This window comes from Enterobacter sp. 61D5 (genome assembly GCF_034107965.1).
GTDB lineage: Bacteria > Pseudomonadota > Gammaproteobacteria > Enterobacterales > Enterobacteriaceae > Enterobacter > Enterobacter cloacae_M.
In genome coordinates this window covers 13,720-28,035 of sequence record NZ_JAWNFK010000012.1, presented here as the reverse complement: position 1 = coordinate 28,035, position 14,316 = coordinate 13,720, and the positions used below count along the sequence as shown (strand labels likewise).

Annotated in this window: 19 protein-coding genes; 15 read left to right on the top strand and 4 right to left on the bottom strand. The window is 56.1% G+C overall.

Going from position 1 to position 14,316, the window contains the following annotated elements:
* Positions 1 to 4: 4 nt before the first annotated feature.
* From endA to ruvX, 5 genes are all read left to right on the top strand, one after another.
* Positions 5 to 712, top strand: coding sequence for a deoxyribonuclease I (gene endA, locus UTM25_RS13290; RefSeq protein ID WP_023333343.1), 708 nt, complete (start codon positions 5 to 7; stop codon positions 710 to 712).
* Positions 713 to 763: 51 nt separating this feature from the next.
* On the top strand, positions 764 to 1,495 hold the full coding sequence (rsmE, locus tag UTM25_RS13285) for a 16S rRNA (uracil(1498)-N(3))-methyltransferase (RefSeq protein WP_194401879.1): 732 nt from the start codon (positions 764 to 766) through the stop codon (positions 1,493 to 1,495).
* A 19-nt stretch (positions 1,496 to 1,514) separates the two neighbouring features.
* Complete coding sequence (gshB, locus tag UTM25_RS13280; RefSeq protein ID WP_029739222.1) at positions 1,515 to 2,462, top strand: glutathione synthase; 948 nt, start codon at positions 1,515 to 1,517, stop codon at positions 2,460 to 2,462.
* Between the two features lie 87 nt (positions 2,463 to 2,549).
* Positions 2,550 to 3,110 (top strand): YqgE/AlgH family protein, encoded by a 561-nt coding sequence (locus tag UTM25_RS13275; RefSeq protein WP_008499752.1) that lies wholly within the window; start codon positions 2,550 to 2,552, stop codon positions 3,108 to 3,110.
* Positions 3,110 to 3,526: a Holliday junction resolvase RuvX gene (gene ruvX, locus UTM25_RS13270; protein WP_021242076.1), complete on the top strand. Its 417-nt coding sequence runs from the start codon at positions 3,110 to 3,112 to the stop codon at positions 3,524 to 3,526. The genes UTM25_RS13275 and ruvX overlap by 1 nt, the downstream gene beginning before the upstream one ends.
* Before the next feature lie 10 nt (positions 3,527 to 3,536).
* Here ruvX and UTM25_RS13265 read toward each other — a convergent pair whose 3' ends face one another.
* Complete coding sequence (locus tag UTM25_RS13265) at positions 3,537 to 4,517, bottom strand: type IV pilus twitching motility protein PilT (protein WP_194401880.1); 981 nt, start codon at positions 4,515 to 4,517, stop codon at positions 3,537 to 3,539.
* A 17-nt stretch (positions 4,518 to 4,534) separates the two neighbouring features.
* On the opposite strand from UTM25_RS13265, the gene UTM25_RS13260 reads away from it, so the two are divergent.
* From UTM25_RS13260 to UTM25_RS13235, 6 genes are all read left to right on the top strand, one after another.
* On the top strand, positions 4,535 to 5,236 hold the full coding sequence (locus UTM25_RS13260; protein ID WP_194401881.1) for a YggS family pyridoxal phosphate-dependent enzyme: 702 nt from the start codon (positions 4,535 to 4,537) through the stop codon (positions 5,234 to 5,236).
* Positions 5,237 to 5,257: 21 nt separating this feature from the next.
* Positions 5,258 to 5,824, top strand: a complete 567-nt coding sequence (locus tag UTM25_RS13255; protein WP_023309130.1) for a YggT family protein — start codon at positions 5,258 to 5,260, stop codon at positions 5,822 to 5,824.
* Positions 5,821 to 6,117, top strand: a complete 297-nt coding sequence (gene yggU / locus UTM25_RS13250; RefSeq protein WP_194401882.1) for a DUF167 family protein YggU — start codon at positions 5,821 to 5,823, stop codon at positions 6,115 to 6,117. Before UTM25_RS13255 ends, yggU begins: the two co-directional genes overlap by 4 nt.
* 3 nt (positions 6,118 to 6,120) lie before the next feature.
* Positions 6,121 to 6,714 carry an XTP/dITP diphosphatase gene (locus tag UTM25_RS13245; RefSeq protein ID WP_048979374.1) on the top strand — a complete coding sequence of 198 codons (594 nt, stop codon included), beginning with the start codon at positions 6,121 to 6,123 and terminating at the stop codon, positions 6,712 to 6,714.
* On the top strand, positions 6,707 to 7,849 hold the full coding sequence (gene hemW / locus UTM25_RS13240; protein WP_194401883.1) for a radical SAM family heme chaperone HemW: 1,143 nt from the start codon (positions 6,707 to 6,709) through the stop codon (positions 7,847 to 7,849). The genes UTM25_RS13245 and hemW overlap by 8 nt, the downstream gene beginning before the upstream one ends.
* Positions 7,850 to 7,912: 63 nt before the next feature.
* Positions 7,913 to 8,251 (top strand): endonuclease domain-containing protein, encoded by a 339-nt coding sequence (locus tag UTM25_RS13235; RefSeq protein WP_320714860.1) that lies wholly within the window; start codon positions 7,913 to 7,915, stop codon positions 8,249 to 8,251.
* 82 nt (positions 8,252 to 8,333) lie between these two features.
* Here the strand turns inward: UTM25_RS13235 and UTM25_RS13230 are convergent, their stop codons facing one another.
* The 3 genes from UTM25_RS13230 to trmB are packed head-to-tail and all read right to left on the bottom strand — an operon-like array spanning position 8,334 to position 10,152.
* Positions 8,334 to 9,050 carry a DUF2884 domain-containing protein gene (locus UTM25_RS13230; RefSeq protein WP_058841913.1) on the bottom strand — a complete coding sequence of 239 codons (717 nt, stop codon included), beginning with the start codon at positions 9,048 to 9,050 and terminating at the stop codon, positions 8,334 to 8,336.
* A gap of 56 nt (positions 9,051 to 9,106) precedes the next feature.
* Complete coding sequence (locus UTM25_RS13225) at positions 9,107 to 9,433, bottom strand: YggL family protein (protein WP_014885198.1); 327 nt, start codon at positions 9,431 to 9,433, stop codon at positions 9,107 to 9,109.
* Positions 9,433 to 10,152: a tRNA (guanosine(46)-N7)-methyltransferase TrmB gene (trmB, locus tag UTM25_RS13220; protein ID WP_194401885.1), complete on the bottom strand. Its 720-nt coding sequence runs from the start codon at positions 10,150 to 10,152 to the stop codon at positions 9,433 to 9,435. The genes UTM25_RS13225 and trmB overlap by 1 nt, the downstream gene beginning before the upstream one ends.
* Before the next feature lie 144 nt (positions 10,153 to 10,296).
* Here trmB and mutY point away from each other — a divergent pair, with 144 nt between their 5' ends.
* From mutY to UTM25_RS13200, 4 genes are all read left to right on the top strand, one after another.
* Entirely contained in the window at positions 10,297 to 11,349 is a 1,053-nt protein-coding gene (gene mutY, locus UTM25_RS13215) for an A/G-specific adenine glycosylase (protein WP_194401886.1), read from the top strand.
* A 26-nt stretch (positions 11,350 to 11,375) separates the two neighbouring features.
* Positions 11,376 to 11,648: an oxidative damage protection protein gene (locus UTM25_RS13210; protein WP_023309138.1), complete on the top strand. Its 273-nt coding sequence runs from the start codon at positions 11,376 to 11,378 to the stop codon at positions 11,646 to 11,648.
* Positions 11,649 to 11,704: 56 nt separating this feature from the next.
* A complete protein-coding gene (gene mltC / locus UTM25_RS13205; protein ID WP_024906549.1) occupies positions 11,705 to 12,781 on the top strand; it encodes a membrane-bound lytic murein transglycosylase MltC in 1,077 nt (358 codons plus the stop codon).
* A gap of 272 nt (positions 12,782 to 13,053) precedes the next feature.
* Entirely contained in the window at positions 13,054 to 14,310 is a 1,257-nt protein-coding gene (locus tag UTM25_RS13200; protein WP_029740744.1) for a nucleoside permease, read from the top strand.
* Positions 14,311 to 14,316 lie beyond the last annotated feature (6 nt).

The following is a 14,316-nucleotide window of genomic DNA, read 5'->3' as shown; positions in this document are numbered from 1 at the left end:
TAAGATGTCCCGTAATTTTTCTCTCGCGGTCGCCTTTCTGACGACGGCGCTCTCAGGCCATGCTCTGGCCGACGGTATCAACAGTTTTTCCCAGGCCAAGGCAGCAGGCGTGAAGGTAAACGCCGATGTGCCGGGGGATTTCTACTGCGGCTGTAAAATTAACTGGCAGGGTAAAAAAGGGGTCGTTGACCTTGAGTCCTGCGGCTATAAGGTGCGTAAAAACGAAAACCGCGCCAGCCGCATTGAATGGGAACATGTCGTTCCGGCCTGGCAGTTTGGCCACCAGCGCCAGTGCTGGCAGGATGGCGGACGTAAAAACTGCGCCAAAGATCCGGTTTATCGCCAGATGGAAAGCGATATGCATAACCTGCAGCCTGCCGTAGGTGAAGTGAACGGAGACCGGGGTAATTTCATGTACAGCCAGTGGAACGGTGGCGAAGGCCAGTACGGCCAGTGCGGTATGAAGGTTGATTTTAAAGAGAAAGTCGCCGAGCCCCCTGCCCGCGCGCGCGGCAGTATTGCCCGCACCTACTTCTATATGCGTGACCGTTACGACCTCAACCTCTCCCGCCAGCAGACGCAGCTGTTCAACGCCTGGGACAAGCAGTACCCGGTGACGGAGTGGGAATGCCAGCGCGACGAACGTATCGCCAGAGTCCAGGGGAATCACAACCCTTACGTCCAGCGGGCTTGCCAGGCGCAAAAGAGCTAACCTACACTACGGCAATTCGCTTATATCGCATGACACATGGAATTTCTGACTATGCGCATTCCCCGCATTTACCATCCTGAACTGATTACCGCAGGCCGCGAAATCGCCTTGTCTGATGACGCCGCCAACCACGTTGGCCGCGTGCTGCGCATGGGTGCAGGCCAGGCAATACATCTGTTCGACGGCTCGAACCAGGTTTTCGACGCGGAAATCACGCGGTCTGATAAAAAAAGCGTACTCGTTAACGTCCTGCGTGGCGAAGTGGATGACCGGGAATCACCGCTGCACATCCATCTGGGCCAGGTGATGTCGCGCGGCGAGAAAATGGAATTCACCATTCAGAAATCCATTGAACTGGGTGTAAGCCTCATTACGCCACTTTTTTCTGAACGCTGCGGCGTTAAACTGGATGCGGAACGTCTGAACAAAAAGATCCAGCAGTGGCAGAAAATTGCCATTGCGGCTTGCGAACAGAGTGGACGCAACCGTATTCCGGAGATCCGCCCGGCAATGGATCTGGAGGACTGGTGTGCAGAAGAGGAGAACGGGCTGAAGCTCAATCTTCATCCGCGCGCCAGCGCCAGCATCAATACGCTGCCTCTGCCCGTTGAGCGCGTACGCCTGCTGATTGGCCCCGAAGGCGGCCTGTCGGCGGATGAAATTGCGATGACGGCACGTTACCAGTTTACTGATATTCTGTTGGGACCTCGCGTTCTGCGCACTGAGACAACGGCACTCACGGCCATTACCGCGCTACAGGTACGGTTTGGCGATCTGGGTTGAAGCATTAACGGAGAAGAACATGATCAAGCTCGGCATCGTGATGGACCCCATCGCAAACATTAACATCAAGAAAGATTCCAGCTTCGCCATGCTGCTGGAAGCCCAGCGTCGCGGCTATGAACTCCACTATATGGAGATGAACGATCTTTACCTGATCAACGGTGAAGCTCGCGCCCGCACCCGCATCGTTAACGTCGAGCAGAACTACGACAAATGGTACGAGTTCGGCACCGAGCAGGATATTGCCCTGGCCGATCTCAACGTCATCCTGATGCGTAAAGATCCGCCGTTCGACACCGAATACATCTACAGCACCTACATCCTTGAGCGTGCAGAAGAGAAAGGCACGCTGATCGTCAACAAGCCACAGAGCCTGCGCGACTGCAACGAGAAGCTCTACACCGCCTGGTTCTCTGACCTGACGCCGGAAACACTGGTGACCCGCAGCAAAGCGCAGCTGAAGGAATTCTGGCAGAAGCACGGCGATATCATCATGAAGCCGCTGGACGGCATGGGCGGCGCGTCGATTTTCCGCGTTAAGGAGAGCGACCCGAATATTGGCGTGATTGCCGAAACGCTGACCGAACTGGGCACGCGCTACTGCATGGCGCAGAACTATATTCCGGCGATTAAAGACGGCGATAAGCGCGTTCTGGTGGTAGATGGCGAACCGGTTCCTTACTGCCTGGCGCGTATCCCGCAGGGTGGCGAAACTCGTGGGAACCTGGCGGCCGGTGGCCGCGGTGAGCCGCGCCCGCTGACCGAAAGCGACTGGGAAATTGCCCGCCGCGTTGGCCCGACGCTGAAAGCCAAAGGCCTGATCTTCGTTGGCCTGGATATCATCGGCGATCGTCTGACCGAAGTGAACGTCACCAGCCCGACCTGCATTCGTGAAATTGAAGCGGAATTCCCGATTTCGATCACCGGAATGCTGATGGACGCTATCGAAAAACGTTTACAGAAATAACCTAACAATACTATTAGTGACAGCGCCTGTGTTTGTCCCCATACTGGGCGCTGTCGCTTTTTAAACCAGGAAACAGTACCTCTGACAATGAATTTACAGCATCACTTTCTTATTGCCATGCCTGCTCTCCAGGACCCGATTTTTCGCCGCGCCGTGGTTTATATTTGTGAATACAATGAAGACGGCGCGATGGGTATTATCATCAATAAACCACTGGAAAATCTTCAGGTTGAAGGAATTCTGGACAAGCTGAAAATACCGGCTGAAGCGCGACTGCCGGAAATCCGGCTTGATAAACCGGTGATGCTGGGTGGACCTCTTGCAGAAGATCGCGGCTTTATCCTGCATACGCCGCCGGTATTTTCTTCCAGTATTCGAATTTCGGATAACACCGTTATCACGACCTCGCGCGACGTGCTTGAAACGCTGGGCACCGCAGAGCAGCCTTCTGAAGTGCTGGTGGCGCTGGGCTATTCGTCGTGGGAGAAAGGCCAGCTTGAGCAAGAGATCCTCGATAACGCCTGGCTTACGGCGCCTGCGGACATGAATATCCTGTTTAAAACCCCTATCGCCGATCGCTGGCGTGACGCGGCGAAACTGATTGGCATTGATATCCTGACCATGCCTGGCGTAGCGGGGCACGCCTGATGAGCGGAACGCTTCTGGCCTTCGATTTTGGTACCAAAAGCATTGGCGTCGCCGTGGGTCAGCGCATCACCGGTACCGCGCGTCCGCTTACGGCCCTGAAGGCTAATGACGGCACGCCAGACTGGAATCTTATCGAACGTCTGCTTAAAGAGTGGCAGCCGGATGACGTGATTGTTGGGCTCCCGCTGAACATGGACGGCACAGAACAGCCGCTTACCGCCCGGGCGCGTAAGTTCGCCAATAAAATCCATGGCCGCTTTGGCGTCTCCGTGAAGCTACACGACGAGCGTCTCAGCACCGTCGAAGCGCGTGCCGGCCTGTTTGAGCACGGCGGCTTCCGTGCGCTCAACAAAGGCAGCGTGGACTCCGCTTCAGCAGTAATCATCCTCGAAAGCTATTTCGAACAGGGTTTTTAAACACAGGGGTCTACAGCCGCCCCTGCGCCCGTCTCTCCGCCAGGCTCTGCTCAAAGTTCTGCATTCCCGCCTGCTGACCGGTCTGGATGATGCCGGGCAGTTGCCACGTTTTCCCTTCACGAATCAGATTCGCCGCCGCCGCTGTGTTCACCAGCAGTTCATACAACGCGACGCGCCCGCCCTGCAGATCGGGAAGCAGCCTCTGCGCCAGCACCGCCCGCAGGCTGCCGGCCAGCTGGTTACGCACCGGATCTTTCTCCTGCGCCGGGAACGTATCGACCAGCCGTTCAATCGCCTGCGATGCCCCGCGCGTATGCAGCGTCGCCAGTACCAGGTGTCCGGTTTCCGCCGCCGTCAGCGCCAGGCGGATCGTTTCACTGTCGCGCAGCTCCCCCAGCAAAATAACGTCCGGATCCTGGCGTAAGGCACTGCGCAGCGCTTCGGCAAATGACGGGCTGTGCTGACCTATCTCCCGCTGCTGGATCAGACAACGTTCGCTCTGGTAGATAAACTCCACCGGATCTTCAAGCGTGAGGATATGGCCGTCAGCATGGTGGTTGAGAAAATCGACCATCGCCGCCAGCGTAGTGGATTTGCCGCTGCCGGTCGCCCCCGTGACCAGAATCAGCCCGGCGTCATTGGACAACAGTTCCGGGATCGCCCGCGGCGCGCCCAGCGAAGAGAGCAGTGGGCAGCTACGCGGCAACAGCCGCAGCGTCAAAGAGACACCTCTCATCTGCTTAAAGGCACTGCCGCGCAGCCGCTGGCCTCCCGTCACCGTCGCGGCAAAATCCACCTGCCCCTTTGCCCACCATATCCCCTGCTGCTCATCGTTGAGCCATGCTTTTAATAACGCTCCGACATCGGGAGGCGGAAAGGAAGCGGGTTCAAGCCGGCCTAATCTGCGCCAGCGCGGTGGCGAATCACTGCACAGGTGTAGATCGGAGACGTTATGCTTTACACTAAGGGCCACAATTTCTTCCACATCCATAGACTACTCCTCGGAAAATGAACGACATTGCGCATAACCTGGCACAGGTCCGGGACAAAATCTCAGCCGCCGCAGCGCGCTGCGGCCGTGCTTCAGAAGAAATTACGCTGCTTGCAGTCAGCAAAACCAAGCCTGCGAGCGCCATCGCAGAAGCTATTGATGCAGGCCAGCGGGCGTTTGGTGAAAACTACGTGCAGGAAGGCGTGGATAAAATTCGCTACTTTCAGGAACAGGGGAATACGGATCTGCAGTGGCACTTTATTGGCCCTCTGCAGTCGAACAAAAGCCGTCTGGTGGCAGAGCACTTCGACTGGTGCCACACCATCGATCGCCTGCGTATTGCTACCCGCCTGAATGACCAGCGTCCGGCAGAAATGCCGGCGCTTAATGTGCTTATTCAGGTCAACATCAGCGACGAAAACAGCAAGTCCGGCATTGCGCTGAGCGAGCTGGACGCACTGGCCGCAGAGGTGGCCGAACTGCCGCGCTTGACCCTGCGCGGGCTGATGGCAATTCCTGCGCCTGAGTCAAGTTATGAAAGGCAGTTTGCCGTGGCACAGCAAATGGCTGTAGCATTTGAGGCGCTTAAAGCGCGCTATAACACGGTAGACACGCTTTCACTGGGCATGTCGGATGATATGGAAGCCGCCATCGCGGCAGGCAGCACTATGATGCGCATCGGCACGGCAATTTTCGGTGCGCGCGACTACTCAAAATAATAAGGAAACCTGAGGAACGCCATGAAGACGTTGACTTTCCTGCTCTCAACAGTGCTTGAGCTGTATACGATGGCGCTTTTGCTGCGCGTCTGGATGCAGTGGGCACGCTGTGATTTTTACAATCCGTTCTCGCAGTTTGTCGTGAAAATCACGCAACCTGTTGTCGGACCGCTGCGCCGTATTATCCCGGCGATGGGTCCCATCGACAGTTCGTCTTTGCTGGTGGCGTTTATTCTGAGCGTTATCAAAGCGATTGTGCTGTTTATGGTCATTACCTTCCAGCCGATTATCTGGATTGCTGCGGTCCTGATTTTAATCAAAACCATCGGCCTGCTGATTTTCTGGGTGCTGCTGGTCATGGCCATCATGAGCTGGGTGAGCCAGGGGCGTAGTCCGGTAGAATATGCGCTGATCCAACTGGCCGAGCCGCTGCTGCGCCCGATTCGCAACCTGCTGCCTTCGATGGGCGGTATTGATTTCTCGCCGATGATCCTGGTTCTGCTGCTGTACGTGGTTAACATGGGGATCGCTGAGTTGTTACAGTCCACGGGCGATATGCTGCTGCCGGGGCTGTGGATGGCGCTATGAGTGCCGTAAGCACCTGCGCTAACGGGCTGGTTTTGCGGCTGTATATTCAGCCAAAAGCCAGCCGTGACAGTATTGTCGGGCTGCATGGCGACGAGTTAAAAGTCGCCATCACCGCCCCGCCGGTTGACGGCCAGGCGAACGCGCATCTGACTAAATATCTGGCAAAACAGTTTCGCGTCGCCAAAAGCCAGGTCATCATTGAAAAAGGTGAACTTGGGCGACATAAACAGGTAAAAATCCTTAATCCGCAATCTATCCCGACGGAAGTCGCGGTTCTGAAAGAACAGGACTAAACCATGCAGAAAGTTGTTCTCGCGACCGGCAACGCCGGTAAAGTGCGCGAGCTGGCCTCGCTATTAAATGATTTTGGGCTGGACGTGGTCGCCCAGACCGATCTTGGCGTGGAGTCCGCCGAAGAGACGGGGCTGACGTTTATCGAAAACGCGATCCTGAAAGCACGTCACGCCGCGCAGATTACCGGCCTGCCCGCGATTGCCGACGACTCCGGCCTGGCCGTGGACTTCCTGGGCGGTGCACCGGGGATTTACTCTGCGCGCTATTCCGGCGTGGACGCCACCGATCAGCAGAATCTGGAAAAGCTGCTTGTCGCCCTGAAAGACGTACCGGACGAACAGCGCACCGCGCAGTTCCACTGCGTACTGGTCTATATGCGCCACGCGGAAGACCCGACGCCGATCGTCTGCCACGGCAGCTGGCCTGGCGTGATTACCCGTGAAGCGGCTGGCAACGGCGGCTTTGGCTACGATCCGATTTTCTTTGTCCCGACCGAGGGCAAAACCGCTGCGGAACTGACCCGCGAAGAAAAAAGCGCGATTTCCCACCGTGGACGCGCGCTGAAACTGTTACTGGAAGCACTGCGTAATGGCTAATTTGCCGCCTCTGAGTCTGTATATTCACATCCCGTGGTGCGTGCAGAAATGCCCATACTGCGATTTCAACTCGCACGCGCTGAAGGGCGAAGTGCCACACGATGACTATGTTGCGCATCTGCTGGCCGACCTGGACGCCGATGTCGCTTACGCACAGGGACGTGAAGTTAAGACCATTTTCATTGGTGGCGGTACGCCGAGCCTGCTGTCCGGCCCGGCGATGCAGACGCTGCTGGACGGCGTGCGTGCGCGCCTGAACCTGGCGGCGGATGCGGAAATTACGATGGAAGCCAACCCCGGCACCGTTGAGGCCGACCGTTTTGTCGACTATCAGCGCGCGGGCGTAAACCGCATCTCCATCGGCGTGCAGAGCTTTAGCGAGCCGAAGCTAAAACGTCTGGGGCGCATTCACGGCCCGGAAGAGGCGAAGCGCGCGGCCAACCTGGCGAGCGGGCTGGGCCTTCGCAGCTTTAACCTGGATTTGATGCACGGCCTGCCGGATCAGTCGCTGGAAGAGGCGCTGGACGACCTGCGCCAGGCGATCGAACTGAACCCGCCGCACCTTTCGTGGTATCAGCTCACCATTGAGCCAAACACGCTGTTCGGTTCCCGCCCGCCGGTGCTGCCGGACGACGACGCGCTGTGGGATATCTTCGAGCAGGGTCACAGGCTTCTAACCGCTGCGGGCTATCAGCAGTATGAAACGTCCGCGTATGCGAAGCCGGGCTATCAGTGCCAGCACAACCTGAACTACTGGCGCTTTGGCGACTATCTGGGAATTGGCTGCGGCGCGCACGGCAAGGCGACCTTCCCGGACGGGCGCATTCTGCGCACCGCCAAAACCCGCCACCCGCGCGGATACATGGAAGGCCGCTACCTGGAGCGTCAGCACGACGTTGAGGCGGAGGATAAGCCGTTTGAGTTCTTTATGAACCGTTTCCGCCTGCTGGAAGCGGCACCACGCAAGGAATTTTCGCTGTACACCGGCCTGGCGGAATCGGTGATTCGTCCGCAGATTGACGAAGCGCTGGCAAAGGGGTATCTCACCGAGAGTGAGGAATGCTGGCAGATCACCGAGCACGGCAAGCTGTTCTTAAACTCCCTTCTTGAGCTGTTTCTCGCCGAAGATTCCTGAAGGCTGATTCAGGATTTCGCATCCCGTTCTGCCGGCTGAGGAAAAGGCTGGCAGAGTGTGAGGATGGAAAAATCAAAACAACTCCGCAAAGAAATGACGCCCGAAGAATTACGCCTCTGGTATTTGCTCAGAGGTCGCCGTTTCTTTGGGTATAAGTTTCGCCGTCAGATGCCGATTGGGACCTATATCGTCGATTTTGCCTGCTTTAAGGCGAAACTGATCGTTGAGCTGGATGGGGGACAACATCAGGGTGAAGAGGACTATGATTCACGTCGTACCGCGTTTTTGAATACGAACGGATGGGAAGTCGTACGGTTCTGGAATAATGAATTCAGGGCTAATGAGGAGGAGGTGTTGATAGCTATTCTGCAACGACTGCAATGCCTGATGCCCTCACCCTAACCCTCTCCCCATGGGAGAGGGAACGATTACACCCTCTCCCATGGGGAGAGGGCTGGGGTGAGGGGCCCAGCGCGCAGAGATATTACTTAAGCGTCCCCACCAGCGCCTTCCGGCTATCTTCCAGCGACACCACGCGTTTACACACGTCTTTGCCGAACTGCTGGAAATCATCTTCCTGGTTCTTCCACTCGTTCTGAATGGAGGTCTGCAAGCCGCCCAGGCTGCCCAGCACGCCCTGCAGCGGGTTACCGCCGCCTTTCAGCACGGCTTTCGCCCCCATTTCGTTGATGCTGTCCTGCAGGATGCCGCCCATCGCCTGATTCACCAGCTGCTGCCCGTCAGCGCGGACCTGATCGATCGCCTTGTAGTGGAACGTCAGGCCGTCGGAGCGCGTCTCGATAATGCGGTTCATCTGCTCTTTAAGCTGCTTGTCCAGCTTCGTCAGGCGGGTGCGCATGTTGCTGCTCTCACCCACTTCTTTAGTAATGATCTTATCCAGCGCGACGCGGCTTTTCTCAACGCGGGTCAGCGCGCCGTCGTTAATCCACGGCAGTGCGGTACGCAGCTCAGCCTGGTAATCCTTCGCCTGTTCGCGCTGCGCGGCAGTCAGGTTTTGCGGCTTGCCGTTAAACGTCACGTTACCATCCGGCGTAATCACCAGATTGCCGTTCTCGCCTTTGACCTGCACGGTTTGCGGGCTTAACACCACGTCATCACGCGGGGTGACGCTACATTGATAATCCGCATGGGCGGTGAATCCGGTTGCCATCAAAGCAACAGCCAGCAACGTTTTGCGCATCTTAAACACTCCCTCAGACAAAATGGGCCAGCTAATGCTGGCCCCTTATTGCTTTATTAGTCCCACCAAACGTCGAAAAGTTCGCTGACGCGGACATCTTCGAGCTTGTGATCTTCAAGCCATTTACGTACCAGCGCCTGATGTTCTTCGGTGCATTTACCCACTTCCTGGGTGCAGATCAGACCTTCCCAGGCCAGGTAGCCGCTACCGTCGAAGGCCAGCTTGTTTGGCTCAATCACATCATTGATGAACGCATCTACGTCCTGATCGATCTGTTCTACACTGGTGCCTTCCGGGAAACGCCACGCAACGGAGAAGCCCACTTCCTGGAATTCTTCGATGTGCATCTTTTTACGCAGACGACGGCTACGATTCTTTGCCATTATTTCACCCTCTCGAACATTAAGTCCCATACACCGTGACCAAGACGATGGCCACGCTGTTCAAATTTCGTTACCGGACGCGATTCCGGACGCGGTACATAGTCGTTGCTCGCAGACTGGTTTTTATACCCGTCCAGCGACGACATCACTTCCAGCATATGTTCCGCATACGGTTCCCAGTCGGTCGCCATATGGAAGACACCGCCCGGCTTCAGCTTACTTTTCACCAGCTCGGCAAACGGTGCCTGAACGATACGGCGTTTATTATGACGTGCTTTGTGCCACGGGTCAGGGAAAAAGAGCTGAACCATGGTTAAAGAATTGTCAGGAATCATTTTATGCAGCACTTCCACCGCGTCGTGACACATCACGCGCAGGTTCTCAACGCCCTCTTCATGGGCCGTTGCCAGGCATGCACCCACGCCCGGGGAGTGGACTTCGATACCGAGGAAGTTCTGCTCCGGTCGCGCTTTCGCCATGGCCACCAGCGAGGTGCCCATACCAAACCCGATCTCCAGCGTGACGGGTGCTTCGCGGCCGAACAGTTCGGTAAAGTCCAGAGGCTGCTCGCTGAATTCAACGCCCATCACCGGCCAGTAGTTGTCCAGCGCATGTTGCTGCCCTTTTGTCAGGCGGCCCTGACGGCGGACAAAGCTGCGAATACGGCGCAGCGGGCGACCGTTTTCATCAAATTCCGGTGAAATGACGTCGTTTTTCATAAAAGAGTTGTCTGCTTGTGAGAATGTTCGGGAAACGGGCATTATCCAAAGTTAAGGCTTCTATGCAAGCATGGGAAAGATCCGGTTTACAGCAGATTGACGCTGTGCTGCAATCTGCGTCCCTGATTATGCGAATCGATGACCATGCAAGCCTCTCAATTTTCAGCCCAGTTGCTGGACTGGTACGACAAATACGGGCGTAAAACCCTGCCCTGGCAAATTGAAAAAACGCCTTATAAAGTATGGCTATCCGAGGTGATGTTGCAACAAACGCAGGTCGCCACGGTGATCCCTTACTTCGAGCGTTTTATGGCGCGCTTCCCGACGGTGACCGATCTGGCCAACGCGCCGCTGGACGAGGTCCTGCACCTGTGGACCGGTCTTGGCTATTATGCCCGGGCACGTAACCTTCACAAGGCCGCACAGCAGGTCGCGACGCGCCACAACGGGAAATTCCCGGAAACCTTCGATGAGGTGGCCGCTCTCCCCGGCGTAGGACGTTCAACCGCAGGCGCCATTCTCTCCCTGTCTTTAGGCAAGCATTACCCGATCCTCGACGGCAACGTGAAGCGCGTGCTGGCACGCTGCTATGCCGTCGACGGCTGGCCGGGGAAGAAGGACGTTGAGAAACGCCTTTGGGAAATAAGTGAAGCGGTCACCCCGGCCAACGGCGTCGAGCGTTTCAACCAGGCGATGATGGATCTCGGCGCGATGGTCTGTACGCGCTCAAAACCAAAATGCGAACTCTGCCCGGTGAATAATCTCTGTGTGGCGTATGCCAACCATTCATGGGCGCAATATCCGGGTAAGAAACCCAAACAGACGCTGCCGGAGCGCACCGGCTATATGCTGCTGATGCAGCACGGCGACGAGGTCTTCCTCGCCCAGCGTCCACCGAGCGGTCTGTGGGGTGGTCTATACTGCTTCCCACAGTTTGAAGATGAAGATTTGCTGCGTGAATGGCTTAAACAGCGCGGGATTGCTGCCGATAACCTGACGCAGCTGACCGCGTTTCGCCATACGTTCAGCCATTTCCACCTGGATATTGTACCCATGTGGCTTCCCGTGTCGTCATTTGCCTCGTGCATGGATGAAGGCACCGCTCTCTGGTATAACTTAGCGCAACCGCCATCAGTCGGACTGGCGGCTCCCGTGGAGCGCCTGTTACAGCAATTACGTGCCGGTGCAATGGTTTAGCATCGACAAGAAAAAGAGGAATGAGTATGGCCAGAACGATTTTTTGTACTTTCCTGCAGCGTGACGCTGAAGGCCAGGATTTCCAGCTTTATCCGGGCGACCTGGGTAAACGCATCTACAATGAAATATCCAAAGAAGCCTGGGGACAGTGGCAGAAAAAGCAGACCATGCTGATCAACGAGAAAAAACTCAGCATGATGAACCCGGAACACCGCAAGCTGCTGGAGCAGGAGATGGTGAGCTTCCTGTTCGAAGGTAAAGACGTGCACATCGAAGGCTATACGCCACCGGAAAAATAACAGCGTGCGGGGGAAACCCCGCCGTTAAAGCAAACACAACACGCACTCCCGGAATGATGAAAAAACTTTTAGCGCTAGCCCTTGTTGCGCCGTTGCTTGTCTCGTGTTCGTCAAAAAAAGGCGAAGATTACAACGAAGCCTGGATCAAGGACACCAACGGTTTTGACATTTTGATGGGGCAGTTTGCCCACAACATCGAGAACATATGGGGATTTAACGAAGTTCTTATTGCAGGACCTAAGGACTACGTTAAGTACACCGACGCCTATCTGACCCGTAGCCACATCAACTTTGATGAGGGGACGATCACGATCGAGACCATCGCAGGCACTGACCCTGCTGCGCGCCTGCGTCAGGCGATTATCAAGACCCTGCTGATGGGTGACGATCCTGGATCTATCGATCTCTACTCCGATGCCGACGATATCACGATCTCGAAAGAGCCGTTCCTGTACGGCCAGGTTGTCGATCAGACCGGCCAGCCGATCCGCTGGGAAGGTCGCGCCACGAAATTTGCCGACTACCTGCTGCAGACGCGCCTGAAAAGCCGCTCTAACGGTCTGAAGATTATCTACAGCGTGACCATCAACCTCGTCCCGAACCACCTCGACAAGCGTGCGCATAAGTACATTGGGATGGTGCGTCAGGCCTCGCGTAAGTACGGCGTGGATGAGTCGCTGATCCTGGCGATTATGCAGACCGAATCCTCGTTCAACCCGTACGCGGTAAGCCGTTCCGACGCCCTGGGGCTGATGCAGGTTGTGCAGCACAGCGCCGGTAAAGACGTCTTCCGCGCGCAGGGAAAATCCGGCACGCCGAGCCGCAGCTATCTGTTCGATCCGCAGAGCAACATTGATACCGGCACGGCCTATCTGGCGATGCTGAACAATGTTTACCTGGGCGGCATTGATAACCCAACGTCGCGCCGCTATGCGGTGATCACCGCCTATAACGGCGGCGCGGGCAGCGTGCTGCGAGTCTTCTCAAATGACAAGGTGCAGGCCGCAAACATCATCAACAGCATGGCGCCGGGGGATGTCTACTCTACCCTCACCACCCGCCACCCGTCTGCGGAATCCCGTCGCTATCTGTATAAGGTGAATACGGCGCAGAAGAACTATCGTCGCCGGTGATCGGCACACCTTCTCCCCTCTGGGAGAAGGTGTTCTGTTTCCCCTCTCCCTGTGGGAGAGGGTCAGGGTGAGGGCATCAGGCCGCACCTATCCAACCCCACCCATACGAAAATGTTATTTGCATCACAATCCAAACTGCAAATTAATGTGGATTGCATTTTTTTGCGGGAGGTAACAAAACATATTGTTGCCAACTGATAGAATTGCATCAAATAACAACCCTGAATGTTCCTATAACAACATATCTCCCGCTCACTTGTGAGGAAAGTAACATGAACCTTAAGCTGCAGCTTAAAATATTGTCGTTTCTGCAGTTCTGCCTGTGGGGTAGCTGGCTGACTACACTCGGCTCCTATATGTTTGTGACGCTCAAGTTCGACGGTGCGTCAATCGGTGCCGTTTACAGTTCGCTCGGTATTGCGGCTGTCTTCATGCCAACGCTGCTGGGTATCGTGGCGGATAAATGGTTGAGTGCGAAATGGCTGTACATGCTTTGCCATCTGGTGGGCGCGGGGACGCTGTTTATGGCTGCCCAGGTGACCACGCCGGGGGCGATGTTCATGGTGATCCTGCTTAACTCGCTGGCCTATATGCCAACGCTTGGCCTGATCAACACCATCTCCTACTACCGCCTGAAATCCGCGGATTTGGATATCGTGACCGATTTCCCGCCAATCCGTATCTGGGGTACCATCGGCTTTATCATGGCGATGTGGGGCGTGAGCTTCGCAGGCTTCGAACTGAGCCATATGCAGCTCTATATCGGTGCGGCGCTCTCCGTAGTGCTGGCGATCTTCACCCTGACGCTGCCAACCATTCCGGTTTCTAACCAGCAGAAAAACCAGAGCTGGAGCACCATGCTCGGCCTGGACGCGTTCGCGCTGTTTAAAAACAAACGCATGGCGATCTTCTTTATCTTCTCCATGCTGCTGGGCGCAGAGCTGCAGATCACCAACATGTTCGGCAACACCTTCCTGCACAGCTTCGATAACAACCCGCTGTTCTCCGGCAGCTTTATCGTTGAACATGCGTCGGTGATGATGTCCATCTCTCAGATCTCTGAGACGCTGTTCATTCTGACCATCCCGTTCTTCCTGAGCCGCTACGGCATCAAAAACGTCATGCTGATCAGTATCGCGGCATGGATGCTGCGCTTCGGCCTGTTCGCCTACGGTGACCCGAGCGCGTTTGGTACCGTGCTGCTGGTGCTGTCGATGATCGTTTACGGCTGCGCCTTCGACTTCTTCAACATCTCTGGTTCGGTGTTTGTGGAAAAAGAGGTGAAGCCTGAAATCCGCGCCAGCGCGCAGGGTATGTTCCTGATGATGACCAACGGCTTCGGCTGTATTCTGGGCGGAGTGGTAAGCGGTAAAGTCGTTGAGATGTACACCACCAACGGCATCACCAACTGGCAGCCTGTGTGGCTGATCTTCGCAGCATACTCGCTGGTGCTGTTCTTCGCGTTCATCGCACTGTTCAAGTACAAGCACGTGCGTGAACCGCACGGTGCACAGCCGATCGCGCATTGATTGTTG

Bases quoted from the DNA above. Each gene is read 5' to 3' on its own strand.
- UTM25_RS13225 (WP_014885198.1), bottom strand. From the start codon at position 9,433: ATGGCAAAGAATCGTAGCCGTCGTCTGCGTAAAAAGATGCACATCGAA.
- mltC (WP_024906549.1), top strand. From the start codon at position 11,705: ATGAAAAAACTTTTAGCGCTAGCCCTTGTTGCGCCGTTGCTTGTCTCG.
- UTM25_RS13210 (WP_023309138.1), top strand. From the start codon at position 11,376: ATGGCCAGAACGATTTTTTGTACTTTCCTGCAGCGTGACGCTGAAGGC.
- endA (WP_023333343.1), top strand. From the start codon at position 5: ATGTCCCGTAATTTTTCTCTCGCGGTCGCCTTTCTGACGACGGCGCTC.
- rsmE (WP_194401879.1), top strand. From the start codon at position 764: ATGCGCATTCCCCGCATTTACCATCCTGAACTGATTACCGCAGGCCGC.
- UTM25_RS13200 (WP_029740744.1), top strand. From the start codon at position 13,054: ATGAACCTTAAGCTGCAGCTTAAAATATTGTCGTTTCTGCAGTTCTGC.
- UTM25_RS13265 (WP_194401880.1), bottom strand. From the start codon at position 4,517: ATGGATGTGGAAGAAATTGTGGCCCTTAGTGTAAAGCATAACGTCTCC.
- ruvX (WP_021242076.1), top strand. From the start codon at position 3,110: ATGAGCGGAACGCTTCTGGCCTTCGATTTTGGTACCAAAAGCATTGGC.
- UTM25_RS13235 (WP_320714860.1), top strand. From the start codon at position 7,913: ATGGAAAAATCAAAACAACTCCGCAAAGAAATGACGCCCGAAGAATTA.
- gshB (WP_029739222.1), top strand. From the start codon at position 1,515: ATGATCAAGCTCGGCATCGTGATGGACCCCATCGCAAACATTAACATC.
- mutY (WP_194401886.1), top strand. From the start codon at position 10,297: ATGCAAGCCTCTCAATTTTCAGCCCAGTTGCTGGACTGGTACGACAAA.
- trmB (WP_194401885.1), bottom strand. From the start codon at position 10,152: ATGAAAAACGACGTCATTTCACCGGAATTTGATGAAAACGGTCGCCCG.
- yggU (WP_194401882.1), top strand. From the start codon at position 5,821: ATGAGTGCCGTAAGCACCTGCGCTAACGGGCTGGTTTTGCGGCTGTAT.
- UTM25_RS13260 (WP_194401881.1), top strand. From the start codon at position 4,535: ATGAACGACATTGCGCATAACCTGGCACAGGTCCGGGACAAAATCTCA.
- hemW (WP_194401883.1), top strand. From the start codon at position 6,707: ATGGCTAATTTGCCGCCTCTGAGTCTGTATATTCACATCCCGTGGTGC.
- UTM25_RS13275 (WP_008499752.1), top strand. From the start codon at position 2,550: ATGAATTTACAGCATCACTTTCTTATTGCCATGCCTGCTCTCCAGGAC.
- UTM25_RS13230 (WP_058841913.1), bottom strand. From the start codon at position 9,050: ATGCGCAAAACGTTGCTGGCTGTTGCTTTGATGGCAACCGGATTCACC.
- UTM25_RS13255 (WP_023309130.1), top strand. From the start codon at position 5,258: ATGAAGACGTTGACTTTCCTGCTCTCAACAGTGCTTGAGCTGTATACG.
- UTM25_RS13245 (WP_048979374.1), top strand. From the start codon at position 6,121: ATGCAGAAAGTTGTTCTCGCGACCGGCAACGCCGGTAAAGTGCGCGAG.